The organism is Yersinia mollaretii ATCC 43969 (assembly GCF_013282725.1).
Lineage (GTDB): Bacteria > Pseudomonadota > Gammaproteobacteria > Enterobacterales > Enterobacteriaceae > Yersinia > Yersinia mollaretii.
In genome coordinates this window covers 4,050,438-4,066,299 of sequence record NZ_CP054043.1, presented here as the reverse complement: position 1 = coordinate 4,066,299, position 15,862 = coordinate 4,050,438, and the positions used below count along the sequence as shown (strand labels likewise).

The following is a 15,862-nucleotide window of genomic DNA, read 5'->3' as shown; positions in this document are numbered from 1 at the left end:
ACATTATGTAAAGAAGTGTTGGCAGTCATCGCACCATTTCAGCAAGATTAGTCTGCCGGTAAAAGGGGGATAAAGCCTAATGTGGGGTTCATTTCAACGGTTGAGCTTTACTGCATCGTGGCTGAAAAACTCAACGATTGCGGTAACCAGCATTCAGCCGGTAGTGGACTAAACTGGAGTTGACTCAACTGCTGCAAAAAAAAGTTGCGTGGGATCTCAATCGCACCCAGCGACGCAGTGTGAGCGTTGAGGACCTGACAGTCAATCAGTTCTCCACCCTGATGGGTAAAATGATGACAAAAAACCATTAATGCGCTTTTTGATGCATTGTCAGAGCGGCTAAACATGGATTCACCGCAAAACAATGTACCCACTGCAATGCCATACAAACCACCAACTAGCTCATTTTCCAACCAAACCTCTACTGAATGGGCGTGCCCTAGAGCATGTAGCTCGCAATAAGCTCGCTGCACATCGTCGCCAATCCAGGTTCCCTCATCACGTTGAGAAGCACAGGCGCGGACAACATCCTCAAAAGCATGGTTGAGCGTAAATCGATAAGGGCAACGCCGCAGAAAACGCCGCATGCTCCGGCTGACATGCAAATCTTCTGGGAACAATACTGCCCGAGGATCAGGTGACCACCATAAAATCATCTCCCCAGGGCTAAACCAAGGAAAAATCCCCCGCTGGTAGGCGGCTAGCAAACGGGGCGCGGATAAATCGCCCCCCAGTGCCAGCAATCCGTTTGGTTCGCGCAGAGCCAGCTCAGGTGACGGAAAGGCAAATGATTGAGAAGAGAGCTGAGTGATGCGCATAAATCTCCTTGGCGACGGCTAACAGGCCCATTTAGGCATAATCATAAATAATACTGCTTTGGTTTCAGCAGCTTTTAATAATATTAGCTGAAAATTAGCTCATTATCGGCCTATGCTCAGCCAATTCGGAAACAGCAAAAACATCATCGCCGTTTCAATATCACGCCCTCAATGGCGTTGATGGAATTGATAATAGCGGCCCTTACTTTGCAATAAGTTTTGGTGGGTGCCTTGCTCGACTATCATCCCGCCATCCATTACGCAAATACGGTCCATATATTCCAACCCATACAAGCGGTGAGTGACAATAATTAGGCTTTTCTGGCGGCAATGTTGACGCAGCAGCGACAGAATTTGCTGCTCAGTTTCAGCGTCTAGCCCTTCGGTGGGCTCATCAAGCAGCAACAGCGGAGCTGGATGTAACAAGGCACGGGCAATTCCCAAGCGCCGTTGTTCGCCGCCGGACAATGGTCGTCCACCATCGCCCATCCATGCATTTAGCCCTTCGACGTTATCCAACAAATTGGCTAATCCCACTTGTTCCAAAACCGTTTTTAGCTGTGCATCTGACGCAGAAGGGCAGGCAAGTAATAGGTTTTCACGCAAGGTACTGCTGAAAATGTGCACCCGCTGGCTGACCACAGTCATCATTTGACGCAATGTGGTTTCATCGTATTGCGCCAATGGCAACCCATTCAGCGTGATGGTGCCTTGGTTGGCATCCCAGGCTCGGGTTAATAACTGCAAAAGTGTGGACTTACCACAACCAGTGCGACCCAATAGCGCAATATGCTCCCCTGCGGCCAGTGATAGCGATATATTCTGCAAAACAGGCAGAGGCTGCTGTGGATAGGTAAAACTTAACCCTGTCACTTCTAGCTCCACCTGTGACGTTACTGCTGGACCACTTACAGGGAATGTCACTTCAGGCTTTTGTTCTATCAACTGTGCAACTCGAGTTGCTGATGCGATAACTTGCCCCAAATGTTGGAAAGCCCCCGAAACTGGCAACAAGGCTTCAAATGCGGCCAATGAGGTGAAGACGAACAGCGCCAGCAATGCACCGGGCTGGCTATTCCCGCCAATACCGTCTGCGGCGAGCCATAAAATAGCGGTTACGGTTAAACCGGAGGCCAAAATCATAAGTGCTTGCGCCAAGCCAGCCAACGAAGCCTGTTGCTTCTGGCGGCTCATCCAGCGCTGCTCAATATCTTCCAGTGACGCACGGAAACGACTCAACGCACCAAATACCAACAACTCAGCCTGCCCCTGTAACCAAGAGGTCAGTTGTGAACGATACAGACCGCGCAGGTGGGTTAGATCACGGCCGATAGGTCGACCAGCACGGTAGAAAATCAACGGGACCAGCAGCAGTAACCCGAGCAGGATCGCACCGAGGGTCAGGGCTAAATTGACATCCAGATAGCTCAGGCCAAAAGTCACTACAGCGATAATGGCGATGGCGGCTACCAGCGGTGAGATCACCCGCAAATAGAGATGATCAAGAGTGTCGACATCAGCGACCAGCCGGTTGAGCAGCTCACTCTGGCGAAAACGGGCGATACCGGCGGGGGAGAGTGGCAGGATTTTCTGAAAAGCGAATACCCGCAAATGTGCCAGCACACGGAATGTAGCATCGTGGCTGACAACACGCTCGGCGTAACGGCCAGCTGTGCGGGTAATTGCCGCACCACGGACACCGGCTGCCGGTAGCAAATAGTTAAACGTGTAAAGTCCAGCAGGGCCTGCGATGGCGGTACCTGCGAGGAACCAACCCGATAATGTGAGCAAGCCGATACTGGCGAGCAGGGTAATAATTGCTAGCACAATGCCCAGACAAATCAGGAACCAATGGCGGCGATACAGCGCCAAAAAGGGAAGAAGTACGCGCATGATTAAAGCTCCTCACTGCGATGGGACAGCAGATTGGCAAATGAACCGCCAGACTGACTCAAGCTGGAGTAATCGCCTTGTTGAATCAAAAGGCCACTATCCATTACCCAAATTTGATCATAACCCAGTGTGTCTTCCAACTGATGAGTGACCAGCAAGGTTGTCTGCCTGCGAGAGGCTTCCTCCAGTGCTTTCATCACTAACTGTTCACTGTGGGCATCAAGGCTGGCCGTTGGTTCATCCAGCAGCAGTAACCGGCAAGGGTTGAGTAATGCGCGGGCAACGGCCACACGCTGGGCTTGCCCAACTGAAAGACGAGCTGAGTGATCGCCGACCTCGGTATTCAACCCTTGCGGCAAATCTTGGAGGAATTCGTTGATATATGCGCGCTCAATCGCTTGCTGTAATTGGCTGTCATCAGCCTCAGGTTGCCCCAACAAAATATTGGCAACCAGTGTCTGTTCCGGTAAATGTGGATTTTGCCCCACCCAGCTTAACTGGCTACGCCAGACTTGTGGTGCTAACTCACGCAATTCAATGCCGTTGACTTTTAACGAGCCGTGATAGGGTAAAAACCCCAGTAGTAGGTTGAGTAACGAACTTTTGCCCGCGCCGCTTAAGCCAACGATGGCGACACGTTTTCCGGCGGGTAGGAAAAACGTCAGCGGCCCAGCTAAGTGGGTGCCATTGGGAGCCAGAATTTCCAACTCATCGGCTTCAAGGGTTAGGGCATCTGAACCACTCAGCACTTTATCGCCCTGGCCGATAGACTCACTTTCACTGCTTAAAAAAGTGACCAGTGATTCAGCCGCACCTACTGCCTGTGCTTTCGCATGGTAGAACGTCCCTAAATCACGTAATGGCTGGAAGAACTCTGGTGCCAGAATCAAGACCAGAAAACCAGAAAACAGTGTTACGCCTAAACCATAGCTGCCAAAGTTCAGTTCGCCTAAATAAGAAAAACCAAAGTAAACCGCCACTACGGCAATAGATATGGCAGCAAAAAACTCCAATACGGCTGAGGAGAGGAAAGCCATTCGCAGCACTTCCATGGTTCTGCGCCGGAAATCTTCCGAGGAGTCGCGAATTTGGTCTGTCTCTGCTTTGGCACGGTTAAATAGCCGCAGGGTGTCTAACCCGCGTAAGCGATCGAGGAAATTGCCACTCAGACGTGCTAGCGCGACAAAGTTACGCCGATTGGCATCAGCAGCCCCCATCCCGACCAGTGCCATGAATAACGGAATCAGCGGCGCGGTGACAAATAAGATCAAACCTGCTGCCCAGTTGATGGGGAAAATGGCAATTAAAATCAGCACAGGAATAAATACCGCCAGATACATTTGCGGCAGATAGCGAGAATAGTAATCCTGCATATCTTCAATTTGTTCCAGAATAATGGTCGCCCAACTCCCGGCTGGTTTACCCTTCACCCACGCGGGGCCAAGTTGTTCTAATCTGTCTAACACGACTTTGCGAATCTGCTGGCGAACTTTCATGCCACAGATAAATCCTACCCGCTCACGTAACCAACTGATCACGGCACGCAAAGCAAAAGTCCCCGCCAGTAGCCAAAAATCGGCAGTTAATGCAGTGCGGGGCAATTTGTCGATAATCAAAGATTGCAGCAAGGTGGCGAGCAACCATGCCTGAGCGATAATTAGTAACCCGCTGAGGAGACCAAGTAACATGGACAGGCGGAGCCAACGTTGCGCCGGAGCGCTTTGTTTTTTCAGCCAACGAATCAACTCATACTGTCGTGTTTTATTCATCAGGCAATTTGTCTGCGCAAATATACCCATGGTGCTCAGGGATGCAGATAGGTTAGTCACGTTAACTCATACAAACCCAATGGTTGTGCGAGATTCGTCTACCTGCAACACCGATTACTGTGGGTATAAAAAGATCAAAAGGTTTGTCACCATTGGCGGTGGCAAACTGGCGAGGGGCAATCTTACCTCGTGATGCTATGAGGTGAAACCATAATGCTTGTGATAGTCACCGCATTAGTGGATTTCTATAATTTGCTGTTTTTCATTGGTATGTTCAATGTACAAAAATACAGAACAAAATAGAAATAAAAACGGGCGGCTCACATAGTGTTAGCTGCCCGTACGTATTCAGTGAAACTGTGATATCAGGTGTAATATCAGTGAGTGTTATTTATCGTTCATCAACCCATCAAGATAACGCTCTGCGTCCAACGCCGCCATACAACCCGTGCCGGCGGAGGTGATGGCTTGACGGTAAATATGGTCCATAACATCACCCGCAGCGAAAACACCCGGAATCGAGGTCTGTGTCGCATTGCCCTGAGTACCAGACTGAACTTTGATGTAGCCATTCTCCAGTGCCAGTTGCTCACCAAAAATAGCGGTGTTTGGGCTATGGCCTATCGCGATGAAGACACCTGCGACCGCTAGCTCTTCTGTTTCGTTGTTTTTGGTGGATTTCAGGCGAACACCTGTCACACCCATATCATCGCCCAGAACTTCGTCTAAGGTACGATCAGTGTGCAGCACGATGTTGCCATTTTTCACTTTTTCCATCAGACGGTCGATCAGGATTTTTTCTGAACGGAAGCTATCGCGGCGGTGAATTAAGTGCACTTCAGCGGCGATGTTGGCCAGATAAAGCGCTTCTTCAACGGCTGTGTTACCGCCACCGACAACGGCAACTTTTTGATTGCGATAGAAGAAACCATCGCAGGTTGCACAGGCAGAGACCCCTTTGCCTTTGAATGCTTCCTCTGATTCCATCCCCAAATAGCGGGCAGACGCTCCAGTTGCGATAATCAGCGCATCACAGGTGTACTCTGCTCCATCACCAAATAAGCGGAATGGGCGGTTTTGCAAATCAACGCGATTGATATGGTCGAACAGAATTTCTGTCTGGAACTTTTCTGCATGTTCATGCATCCGTTCCATTAGCGCTGGGCCAGTCAATCCCTCAGGATCTCCCGGCCAGTTTTCGACATCGGTGGTGGTGGTCAACTGACCGCCTTTTTCCATTCCGGTAATCAATACAGGTTTCAGGTTGGCGCGTGCAGCATAAACTGCGGCGGTATAACCCGCAGGGCCAGAACCCAGAATAATCAATTTGCTATGTTTAGCCGTGCTCATGAATACCTCTTTACCACAATGGCGGACAATGTTAGCGATTGTAGGGAAAATTGTGCATTAAAAAAAGCAGACAAAAATGTTGTTAGCGATTTGTTTGATAGGTCATGCCTATTTAATAAACTAAATGCATTGATAATCGACAGTTAGCCGATAAGAAAAATAGAGGTAGGGACAAATTGGACTTAAATTCATTTCTACATTAAGAGGCGATTCCCCCGAAAAAGCTTTGACCCCATAAATAATGTGGCTTGCAAGCCAATAGCCCATAAAAAAACATAATAATTGGAGGGTAATTTGCACCATTTTATAGCAAATAAATGATGGAAAAATAGCTAAGAGAAGGGTGCTGAGATTTTAATTCTGGCACGTTGTACTGATTTAACTTCTTTTACTTTGACAATCGGCTGCGCATTTGCGAAAACATCATAGGAAGAAGAAATTATCTGCGCGCCATAATTTCAGATTTGGTATCAGTGATACCAAGCGAAAACCCTGGAATGTTTTCGATTAATGCTGGATGGCATGTGGGGTCAATTCTCGAACAACTGTAGGGGGGATGTTTCTGCGGTTGTTCGTGATGCGCTATCTCTTCCTCAACGCTAATAATCATCGAGTACCTCGCATACAGTTAGACAGACAGGGTGTGAGATAACAACGTGTTGATATATTTGCATAAAACAGGCTGCGGGTCGTTGTCTGTAGCAGGCTCTAAATTCAATTACATTTAGGGCATGTCACAGACTCAAGGAAATTAAGAGAGACTATAAGATGATAGATAATAAAAAGCGCCCGGGGAAAGAGCTTGATCGTATTGATCGTAACATCCTGAATGAATTACAAAAGGATGGGCGCATCTCTAACGTCGAGCTTTCAAAACGAGTAGGATTGTCACCAACACCATGTTTGGAACGGGTTCGCCGCTTAGAGCGTCAGGGCTTCATTCATGGCTATACCGCACTGCTTAATCCACAGTATTTGGATGCATCATTGCTGGTTATCGTTGAGATTACTCTGAATCGTGGCGCTCCGGATGTATTTGAGCAATTCAATGCTGCTGTCAAAAATCTTGAGGAAATTCAAGAGTGTCACTTGGTATCAGGCGATTTCGACTATTTGTTGAAAACTCGAGTACCAGATATGTCAGCTTACCGTACATTACTCGGTGAAACCTTGCTTCGCCTACCGGGCGTCAACGACACGCGTACCTATGTGGTCATGGAAGAAGTGAAGCAGAGTAACCGCCTTGTAATTAAAACGCGGTAAACAGGCAGGTGCAAAACCTGAGTAATTTGGTTACACTCCTGTTTATTCATACAGTTTCAACGCCGGGAGGGTTCTCGGCGTTGTCACTCATACTAGTTAACAGGAACCTGGAGAGCCTTTCTTGAGCCAGGAATATACAGAAGACAAAGAAGTTACTCTGAAAAAACTCAGCAGCGGGCGTCGTGTGCTTGAGGCTATTTTGATTGTGGTAACTATTTTGGCAGCCTACCTGATGGCGGCGCTGCTGAGTTTCAATCCTTCGGACCCAAGTTGGTCCCAAACTGCTTGGCACGAGCCTATCCACAATCTTGGTGGGGGTATTGGTGCTTGGATGGCTGATACACTGTTCTTCACCTTTGGTGTCTTGGCCTATGCAATCCCTGTTATTATGGTGATGTTGTGCTGGGCGGCATTTCGCCAGCGCGATACCAGCGAGCACGTCGATTACTTTGCACTGTCATTGCGCCTGATTGGTACATTAGCCCTGATTTTAACATCATGCGGCTTGGCTGCTCTGAATGTTGACGATCTTTATTACTTTGCTTCTGGTGGGGTGATTGGCAGTTTATTCAGCAATGCCATGTTGCCGTGGTTCAACGGTGTGGGGGCTACACTCACATTGCTCTGTATCTGGGCAGTTGGTTTGACGCTCTTTACCGGTTGGTCATGGTTGGTTATTGCCGAGAAAATTGGTGGCGCGGTCTTAGGTTCCTTGACATTTATGACTAATCGTTCCCGTCGTGAAGAGCGCTATGACGATGAAGATGACGATTACCAAGTAGATGATGCGGATACCTCTGAGCAAAAAAACGGAACTGTGGCAAGCAAGGTAACAACAGCGAGTGTTGCAACTGCCACTGGGCTGGCAGCGAACTCTGCCTATGCAGATGATGACGATGTACTCTTCTCCGCACCATCAGTTACAGATACGCTATTACCGCTGGCTGAAACCGACGATAAATATGAACCATTATTAAGTTCGCTACGTGCGACGGATAATGATGAGCTGCCAGCATTATCTATGGCTGCCACTGAGGGAGCAGTTAATCCGGTTATCGGCCATGATATTACCAATGAAAACTCCGCACCTGTGGTTGAGAATATCACTGCGCCGCCGCTCTATTCTTTTGAAATCCCACAGGAAACACCATCTCCTGTGCAGACTCGCGTTATGCTACCGACAGAGCGTCCTGAGCCTCAAATGGGGGCATGGGATACCCCAGCAGCATCTGCCAGTCATTCGCCATTTGATTTTTCAACGGCACAGCGCCATAACGATCAGGTGGAAAGTACGCCTTACATGAATCCTGAGCTGGGTTCGAGCCTTGATGGACTGACCGCTGCAGGCATGGGTTCTGCATCAACATCTGGACCCATATCTACCGCCGGAATTGTTGCAGCAAGTGCAGCGACAGCGACATTTATGCCAGCATTTACGGCAACCAGCGATAGTAGTTCTCAGATTAAACAGGGGATTGGCCCAGAATTACCACGGCCGAATCCTGTTCGAATTCCAACGCGGCGTGAGCTAGCGTCTTACGGTATCAAACTGCCTTCTCAGAGAATAGCTGAGCAGGAACAACGTGAGCTGCGTGAAGACGAAACGCTAAGTTCCCAGAGTGCGGCTGCATTTGGTAGCGAGGTCGAGTCCGAAGATGAAGCGGCGTTGCAGCAGGCCATTTTGCGCCAAGCTTTTGTCGATCAACAGTCTGAGCGTTATGGTCAATCTTCTGACGCGGACGTAAATATCTTCTCAGCACCTGAACCTGAAGATGAACAGGCGCTGCAAGAGGCTGCATTGCGACAGGAGTTTGCGGCGCAGCAACAGCATCGTTATAGCGTGACTCAACGCGAAGATACTGTCCGGCATGAAAACAGTATTTATAGCGAAAATAGCGTGCATAACGAAAATAACAGCGCTGAAGGAGTGCAGTTGGCTGATACCAGCAGTGCCTTCACATTCTCGCCAGTCGCAGATTTAGTTGATGAGAGTCCGCGTGAACCATTGTTCACACTTTCACCTTATGTTGAAACAGCGGCTAAAGAAGAGACTTTTGCGCAAGATGACTCTGAACAGGTGTCGCCGCATCAACAGGCACCCGTGCAGCAAACACATTCAGAGCACTCAACACCGTCGGTTCAATCTGCTCATGCTTCATCTGCAAATACGCACTCTGCGTACACTCAACCGACTGCAATACCGTCTTATGCTCCACCAGTGCCGCAATCTGTTGTTCAGCCCACGGCACCAATGCAACCCGTGCAGCCAATCCCAGCAATGGACAGCCTGATTCACCCATTCCTAATGCGTAATGATCAGCCGTTGGTCAAACCAACGACACCATTACCGACGCTGGATCTACTCTCTTCGCCGCCAGCGGAAGAGGAACCGGTCGATATGTTCGCGTTGGAACAGACAGCACGTCTGGTTGAAGCACGGCTTGGTGATTATCGGGTGAAAGCAGAAGTGGTCGGTATCTCTCCGGGGCCGGTGATTACCCGTTTTGAACTGGATCTGGCACCGGGCGTCAAAGCCTCACGTATTTCCAATCTTTCCCGCGATTTGGCTCGCTCACTCTCTGCTATTGCGGTGCGTGTGGTGGAAGTTATTCCCGGCAAACCTTATGTTGGGCTTGAGCTACCCAATAAGTATCGGCAGACGGTCTATCTGCGAGAGGTGCTCGATTGTGCCAAATTCCGCGATAACCCATCACCATTAGCTATCGTGCTGGGTAAAGATATCGCAGGGCAGCCAGTAGTGGCGGATTTAGCCAAAATGCCTCACTTGTTGGTCGCAGGTACGACTGGCTCGGGTAAATCGGTTGGGGTGAACGCGATGATCCTCAGCATCTTGTATAAAGCTACACCGGATGAGGTGCGCTTTATCATGATTGACCCGAAAATGTTGGAGTTGTCGGTCTATGAAGGTATTCCGCACCTGTTAACTGGCGTGGTTACCGACATGAAAGATGCTGCGAATGCACTTCGTTGGTGTGTCGGTGAGATGGAACGGCGCTATAAACTGATGTCTGCATTGGGTGTGCGTAATCTTGCGGGTTACAACGAGCGAGTGGCGCAAGCTGAAGCAATGGGGCGGCCAATTCCCGATCCATTCTGGAAGCCATCCGATAGCATGGATATCTCACCGCCAATGTTGGTAAAACTGCCGTATATCGTGGTGATGGTGGATGAGTTTGCTGACTTGATGATGACCGTGGGCAAAAAAGTTGAAGAGCTGATTGCCCGTTTAGCGCAGAAAGCACGTGCTGCCGGTATCCATCTGGTTCTGGCAACACAGCGCCCATCAGTGGATGTGATAACCGGTTTGATCAAAGCCAACATCCCGACACGTATCGCCTTTACCGTCTCCAGTAAAATTGACTCTCGTACTATTCTCGATCAAGGGGGGGCGGAGTCACTACTGGGTATGGGGGATATGCTGTATATGGCACCTAACTCATCAATTCCAGTGCGTGTGCACGGTGCCTTTGTCCGTGATCAGGAAGTCCATGCTGTTGTAAATGATTGGAAAGCTCGTGGTCGACCGCAATACATTGAGAGTATCATCAGTGGTGGCGACGAGGGAGAAGGCGGTGGCCTTGGCTTGGACAGTGACGAAGAGTTAGATCCATTGTTCGATCAGGCGGTGAGCTTTGTATTGGAGAAACGTCGTGCATCAATCTCGGGTGTTCAGCGTCAATTCCGAATCGGTTATAATCGTGCTGCACGTATCATTGAGCAGATGGAAGCCCAGCAAATTGTGAGTACGCCAGGCCATAATGGTAACCGTGAAGTTTTGGCACCACCACCTCATGAGTAATCTTTTGTTCTGAGGCAATTAGTCTAGATAGGGCCGCTTTGCGGCCCTTATGCCAAGAAGCGTAACTCCGTATTTATCAGAGAATTATATAAGGTATTTAGAATAATGAAAAAACTGCTTGTCGCTTGCTGTCTGTTATCTGGCTTAATTTCAACCTCAGTCTTGGCAGATGCCAGCACGGATTTGCAAGGTCGCCTGAGCAAGGTGAATAGTTTCCATGCGAACTTCTCGCAGAAAGTCACCAGCTCTGAAGGGGCTGCGGTACAAGAAGGTGAGGGCGAGTTATGGGTAAAGCGGCCAAATCTGTTTAACTGGCATATGACTTCGCCGGATGAAAGTGTGCTGATTTCTGATGGTGAGACATTATGGTTCTACAACCCCTTTGTAGAACAAGCCACGGCGACCTGGCTGAAAAATGCGACTGGTAACACGCCTTTCATGCTGATTACTCGCAACAATCCAGATGACTGGAAACAGTACAATGTGAAGCAAAAAGGCGATGATTTTGAGCTGACGCCAAAAAATGCCAGCGGTAATCTGAAGCAATTTACGATAACAGTGACCCCAGCAGGCACCATTAAAAGTTTCGCTGCGGTTGAGCAAGATGGGCAGCGCAGTGCCTATACCCTGAAAGGGCAACAAAATAGCTCAGCAGATGCCAGCAAGTTTAAATTTACCCTACCAAAAGGTGTGACGCTGGACGACCAGCGGCAGTGAGGTCTGAGTGAGTAATATGTCCCTCGATTTTTCCCAAAATGAGTTTCAGCCACTGGCCGCGCGGATGCGGCCTTTGACGTTGGATCAATATATAGGTCAGCAACATCTGCTGGCTCCGGGTAAACCGCTACCACGGGCAATCGTCGCTGGGCAGTTACACTCTATGATTCTCTGGGGGCCGCCGGGAACCGGTAAAACCACGTTAGCCGAAATTATTGGCCGCTACGGTCAGGCGGATGTCGAGCGTATCTCTGCGGTGACCTCAGGTATTAAAGAGATCCGCGAAGCTATCGAGCGAGCAAGGCAGAATCGTGATGCTGGGCGGCGCACGATACTGTTTGTCGATGAGGTCCATCGCTTCAATAAAAGTCAGCAGGATGCGTTTTTACCGCATATTGAAGATGGTACTATCACCTTTATCGGGGCCACGACTGAAAACCCTTCGTTTGAGTTAAATTCGGCATTGCTCTCCCGTGCACGCGTCTACTTGCTGAAATCACTCACTGCCGCAGATATTGAGAAAGTGATTGACCAAGCAATGTCTGATAGCCAGCGTGGTTATGGTGGACAGAATATCAAGCTGCCGGATGAAACCCGCCGCATGATGTCTGAATTGGTGGGCGGCGATGCACGTCGCGCCTTGAATAGCCTTGAAATGATGGCAGATATGGCAGAAATAGATGCCAACGGGGTACGTCTGCTCACCCCTGATTTGCTAAAAGAGGTCTCTGGTGAACGAAGTGCCCGTTTTGATAATAAAGGCGACCGCTATTACGATCTGATTTCGGCAGTGCATAAATCTATTCGTGGCTCAGCCCCGGATGCAGCGCTGTATTGGTATGCACGTATTATCACGGCTGGTGGTGATCCGCTCTATGTCGCTCGGCGCTTGTTGGCGATTGCATCGGAAGATGTGGGTAACGCAGACCCGCGCGCCATGCAGGTGGCAATCTCAGCTTGGGACTGTTTTACCCGAGTAGGGCCAGCAGAAGGTGAGCGGGCGATTGCACAGGCGATAGTTTATCTGGCCTGTGCACCAAAAAGTAATGCAGTTTATACCGCGTTTAAGGCCGCGATGCAGGATGCACGCGATAAACCTGATTTTGATGTGCCGGAACATCTGCGTAATGCACCGACCAAGCTGATGAAAGAGATGGGGCTGGGGGCAGAATACCGATATGCCCATGATGAGCAACATGCTTATGCCGCAGGTGAGAATTATTTCCCGCCAGAAATGGCCGCTACGCGCTACTACTCACCATCATCCCGAGGTCTGGAAGGTAAAATCGGTGAAAAGCTGGCATGGTTGGCTGAACAGGATCAAAATAGCCCGATAAAACGCTACCGCTAGCTTTGCCGTTGCGGTAAGGTTAGCGCTATAACCACTTGGTAAGTAGCTGTTTACAGCGCTTACAGCATTAACTCCGTCTTCACTAACCATTTATGCCCAAAGTATAATTACGCGGGCGTATTCATAACTACAAGCACAGGACTAGCATGCTCGATCCCAATATGCTGCGCAATGAGCTAGACGCAGTCGCCGAAAAACTGGCTCGCAGAGGTTTTAAACTTGATGTTGAGATGTTGCGCCAACAAGAAGAGCGCCGCAAAGTTTTACAGGTTGAAACAGAAAGTCTGCAAGCAGAACGTAATGCCCGATCGAAACTGATTGGTGCGGCCAAGGCGCGTGGCGAAGATATCGAACCATTGCGTTTGGAAGTCAATGTGCTGGGTGAAAAACTGGATGCGGCTAAGATTGAACTGGATAAGTTGCAAAACGAAATCCGCGATCTGGCACTCTCTATTCCTAACCTGCCGGATGATTCTGTGCCAGTGGGCAAAGATGAAAACGATAACCTTGAAGTCAGCCGTTGGGGTGAACCCCGCAAGTATGACTTTGAGGTGAGAGATCACGTCTCCTTGGGCGAAATGGCCGGTGGCCTTGATTTTGCTGCGGCAGTGAAACTGACCGGTGCGCGTTTTGTGGTGATGAAAGGGCAAGTTGCCCGCATGCACCGTGCGCTATCGCAGTTTATGCTAGACCTGCATACCGAAAAGCACGGCTATCAGGAGGCTTACGTTCCTTATCTGGTTAACCATGCCACTTTGTATGGTACGGGTCAGTTACCTAAGTTTGGCGAGGACTTGTTCCACACCAAACCACTGGAAGAGGAGTCAGACAGCAGCAACTACGCACTGATTCCTACGGCTGAAGTCCCGCTGACTAACTTGGTGCGAGATGAGATTTTGGAAGAGGAGTCTCTGCCACTGAAAATGACCGCCCATACGCCGTGCTTCCGTTCAGAAGCGGGTTCTTATGGGCGTGATACCCGTGGCTTGATCCGTATGCATCAGTTCGACAAAGTTGAGATGGTGCAGATAACCCGCCCAGAAGATTCAATGGCGGCACTGGAAGAGCTGACCGGTCATGCAGAGAAAGTGCTGCAATTGCTGGAACTGCCATACCGCAAAGTGCTGCTGTGTACCGGTGATATGGGCTTTGGTTCCAGCAAAACTTACGATTTGGAAGTGTGGTTACCTGCGCAGAATACTTACCGCGAAATCTCTTCATGCTCAAATATGTGGGATTTCCAGGCCCGTCGTATGCAGGCGCGCTGTCGTAATAAAATCGATAGAAAGCCCCGTTTGGTTCATACCCTGAATGGTTCTGGTCTGGCTGTTGGCCGTACACTCGTTGCCGTGCTGGAAAACTACCAGCAGGCTGATGGTCGCATTCAGGTGCCAGAAGTATTACGCCCATATATGGGCGGACTGGAATTTATCGGTTAAAAAATAATGGGTTAATAAATGGCGGATTAACAAAGTCGCCGTCATTTAGAATCAGTTATTTATCAAGCGCCTACGGGCGCTTTTTCTTTTTATGAGTGTCGGCTAAGCACCGCCAGTGCATCGTCGATAAAAACTAACCAACATATCGTGCTATCACTGGCTGAGAGGGAATTGACTTTTTTATCACCAGTGGCATGATGCGCTCACTTTTATCGTCCCGACGGCTTCTCTCTTATTATGTCCGCATATTCTCGCCCGGTGCTGCTTTTGCTCTGTGGGCTTTTGCTGTTCACGATTTCTATCGCAGTTTTAAATACCTTGGTTCCCCTTTGGTTATCTCATCAACAATTGCCGACTTGGCAAGTGGGGATGGTGAGTTCCTCTTATTTTACTGGGAATCTGGTCGGGACACTGATTGCTGGGCGCTTGATCCAGCGGCTTGGATTTAACCGCAGCTACCACTACTCCTGCATTTTGTTTGCTCTGGCGACCTGCGGATTAATGCTTTCGGTCGATTTTTGGAGCTGGTTGGGGTGGCGCTTCTTTGCCGGGGTGGCCTGCGCACTCATTTGGGTCATTGTTGAAAGTGCCTTGCTGCGCAGTGGTACGTTAACCAACCGTGGGCAACTGCTGGCTGCTTATATGATGGTTTACTATCTGGGGACCGTCACCGGGCAACTACTGCTAGGCGTGGTATCAACGCAACTGCTGAATGTCATCCCTTGGGTCAGTGCATTGGTGATTACCGCGATGCTGCCACTGCTGTTTGCCCACTTCTCACATCAGGAGGGTAGTGAGTCCTCACACGTTCCGGTTTGGTCGATGCTCAAGCGCCGTAGCGCGCGTCTAGGCGTTAATGGCTGCATTATCTCAGGTGTGCTCCTAGGTTCGCTCTATGGACTGCTGCCGTTGTATTTATCCCATCAAGGGATGAGCGACGCCAGTGTGGGATGGTGGATGGCATTGCTGGTCAGTTCAGGGATTATCGGTCAGTGGCCGATAGGCAAAATGGCTGATCGCTATGGTCGCTTGCTGGTGCTGCGCATTCAGGTGTTTGTGGTGATCCTCGGTAGCGTGGCGATTCTGGGGAATTATGCTTTGGCTCCTGCACTCTTTATTCTGGGTTGCGCGGGTTTTACCCTTTATCCGGTCGCTATGGCGTGGGCGTGCGAAAAAGCCAGTGCCGATGAGTTGGTGGCGATGAATCAGGCACTGCTGATGAGTTACACTATCGGCAGTCTGACCGGCCCGACCATGACCTCATTGCTGATGCAGCGCTATTCAGACAATTTATTATTTATCATGATTGCGGGTGTCGCGCTGGTCTATTTGATGATGTTACTGCGCAAACCCGACCAACAGCAAACGCCTTATGCAGCGGTATAATCACCAAAGAAAATGCCGCCCGTGGGGTATCCAATAGGGCGGCATAGATTGAGTTT

At 49.6% G+C, this 15,862-nt stretch carries 10 protein-coding genes; 6 read left to right on the top strand and 4 right to left on the bottom strand.

Going from position 1 to position 15,862, the window contains the following annotated elements:
• Positions 1 to 107 precede the first annotated feature (107 nt).
• The 4 genes from aat to trxB all read right to left on the bottom strand — a co-directional run bounded on the left by aat (position 108) and on the right by trxB (position 5,830).
• The gene (gene aat / locus HRD69_RS18075) at positions 108 to 818 is read right to left on the bottom strand and encodes a leucyl/phenylalanyl-tRNA--protein transferase (RefSeq protein WP_050538486.1); all 711 of its coding nucleotides are present in this window, start codon (positions 816 to 818) and stop codon (positions 108 to 110) included.
• Positions 819 to 986: 168 nt separating this feature from the next.
• Complete coding sequence (cydC, locus tag HRD69_RS18070; RefSeq protein WP_032813139.1) at positions 987 to 2,711, bottom strand: heme ABC transporter ATP-binding protein/permease CydC; 1,725 nt, start codon at positions 2,709 to 2,711, stop codon at positions 987 to 989.
• A gap of 2 nt (positions 2,712 to 2,713) precedes the next feature.
• Positions 2,714 to 4,480 carry a heme ABC transporter permease/ATP-binding protein CydD gene (cydD, locus tag HRD69_RS18065; RefSeq protein ID WP_032813172.1) on the bottom strand — a complete coding sequence of 589 codons (1,767 nt, stop codon included), beginning with the start codon at positions 4,478 to 4,480 and terminating at the stop codon, positions 2,714 to 2,716.
• A 387-nt stretch (positions 4,481 to 4,867) separates the two neighbouring features.
• Positions 4,868 to 5,830, bottom strand: a complete 963-nt coding sequence (gene trxB / locus HRD69_RS18060; protein ID WP_004873736.1) for a thioredoxin-disulfide reductase — start codon at positions 5,828 to 5,830, stop codon at positions 4,868 to 4,870.
• Between the two features lie 768 nt (positions 5,831 to 6,598).
• Between trxB and lrp the strand changes: the two genes are divergently transcribed.
• The 6 genes from lrp (at position 6,599) to HRD69_RS18030 (ending at position 15,806) form a co-directional block, all read left to right on the top strand.
• Entirely contained in the window at positions 6,599 to 7,093 is a 495-nt protein-coding gene (lrp, locus tag HRD69_RS18055; RefSeq protein WP_002211340.1) for a leucine-responsive transcriptional regulator Lrp, read from the top strand.
• 121 nt (positions 7,094 to 7,214) lie between these two features.
• The gene (locus tag HRD69_RS18050) at positions 7,215 to 10,913 is read left to right on the top strand and encodes a DNA translocase FtsK (protein WP_004873737.1); all 3,699 of its coding nucleotides are present in this window, start codon (positions 7,215 to 7,217) and stop codon (positions 10,911 to 10,913) included.
• A 105-nt stretch (positions 10,914 to 11,018) separates the two neighbouring features.
• Entirely contained in the window at positions 11,019 to 11,630 is a 612-nt protein-coding gene (lolA, locus tag HRD69_RS18045) for an outer membrane lipoprotein periplasmic chaperone LolA (protein ID WP_004873738.1), read from the top strand.
• 7 nt (positions 11,631 to 11,637) lie between these two features.
• Positions 11,638 to 12,981, top strand: coding sequence for a replication-associated recombination protein A (locus HRD69_RS18040; protein ID WP_032813144.1), 1,344 nt, complete (start codon positions 11,638 to 11,640; stop codon positions 12,979 to 12,981).
• Between the two features lie 146 nt (positions 12,982 to 13,127).
• Positions 13,128 to 14,420 (top strand): serine--tRNA ligase, encoded by a 1,293-nt coding sequence (gene serS, locus HRD69_RS18035; protein ID WP_004873741.1) that lies wholly within the window; start codon positions 13,128 to 13,130, stop codon positions 14,418 to 14,420.
• Between the two features lie 237 nt (positions 14,421 to 14,657).
• Complete coding sequence (locus HRD69_RS18030) at positions 14,658 to 15,806, top strand: MFS transporter (protein ID WP_032813145.1); 1,149 nt, start codon at positions 14,658 to 14,660, stop codon at positions 15,804 to 15,806.
• The last annotated feature ends 56 nt before the right edge of the window (positions 15,807 to 15,862 follow it).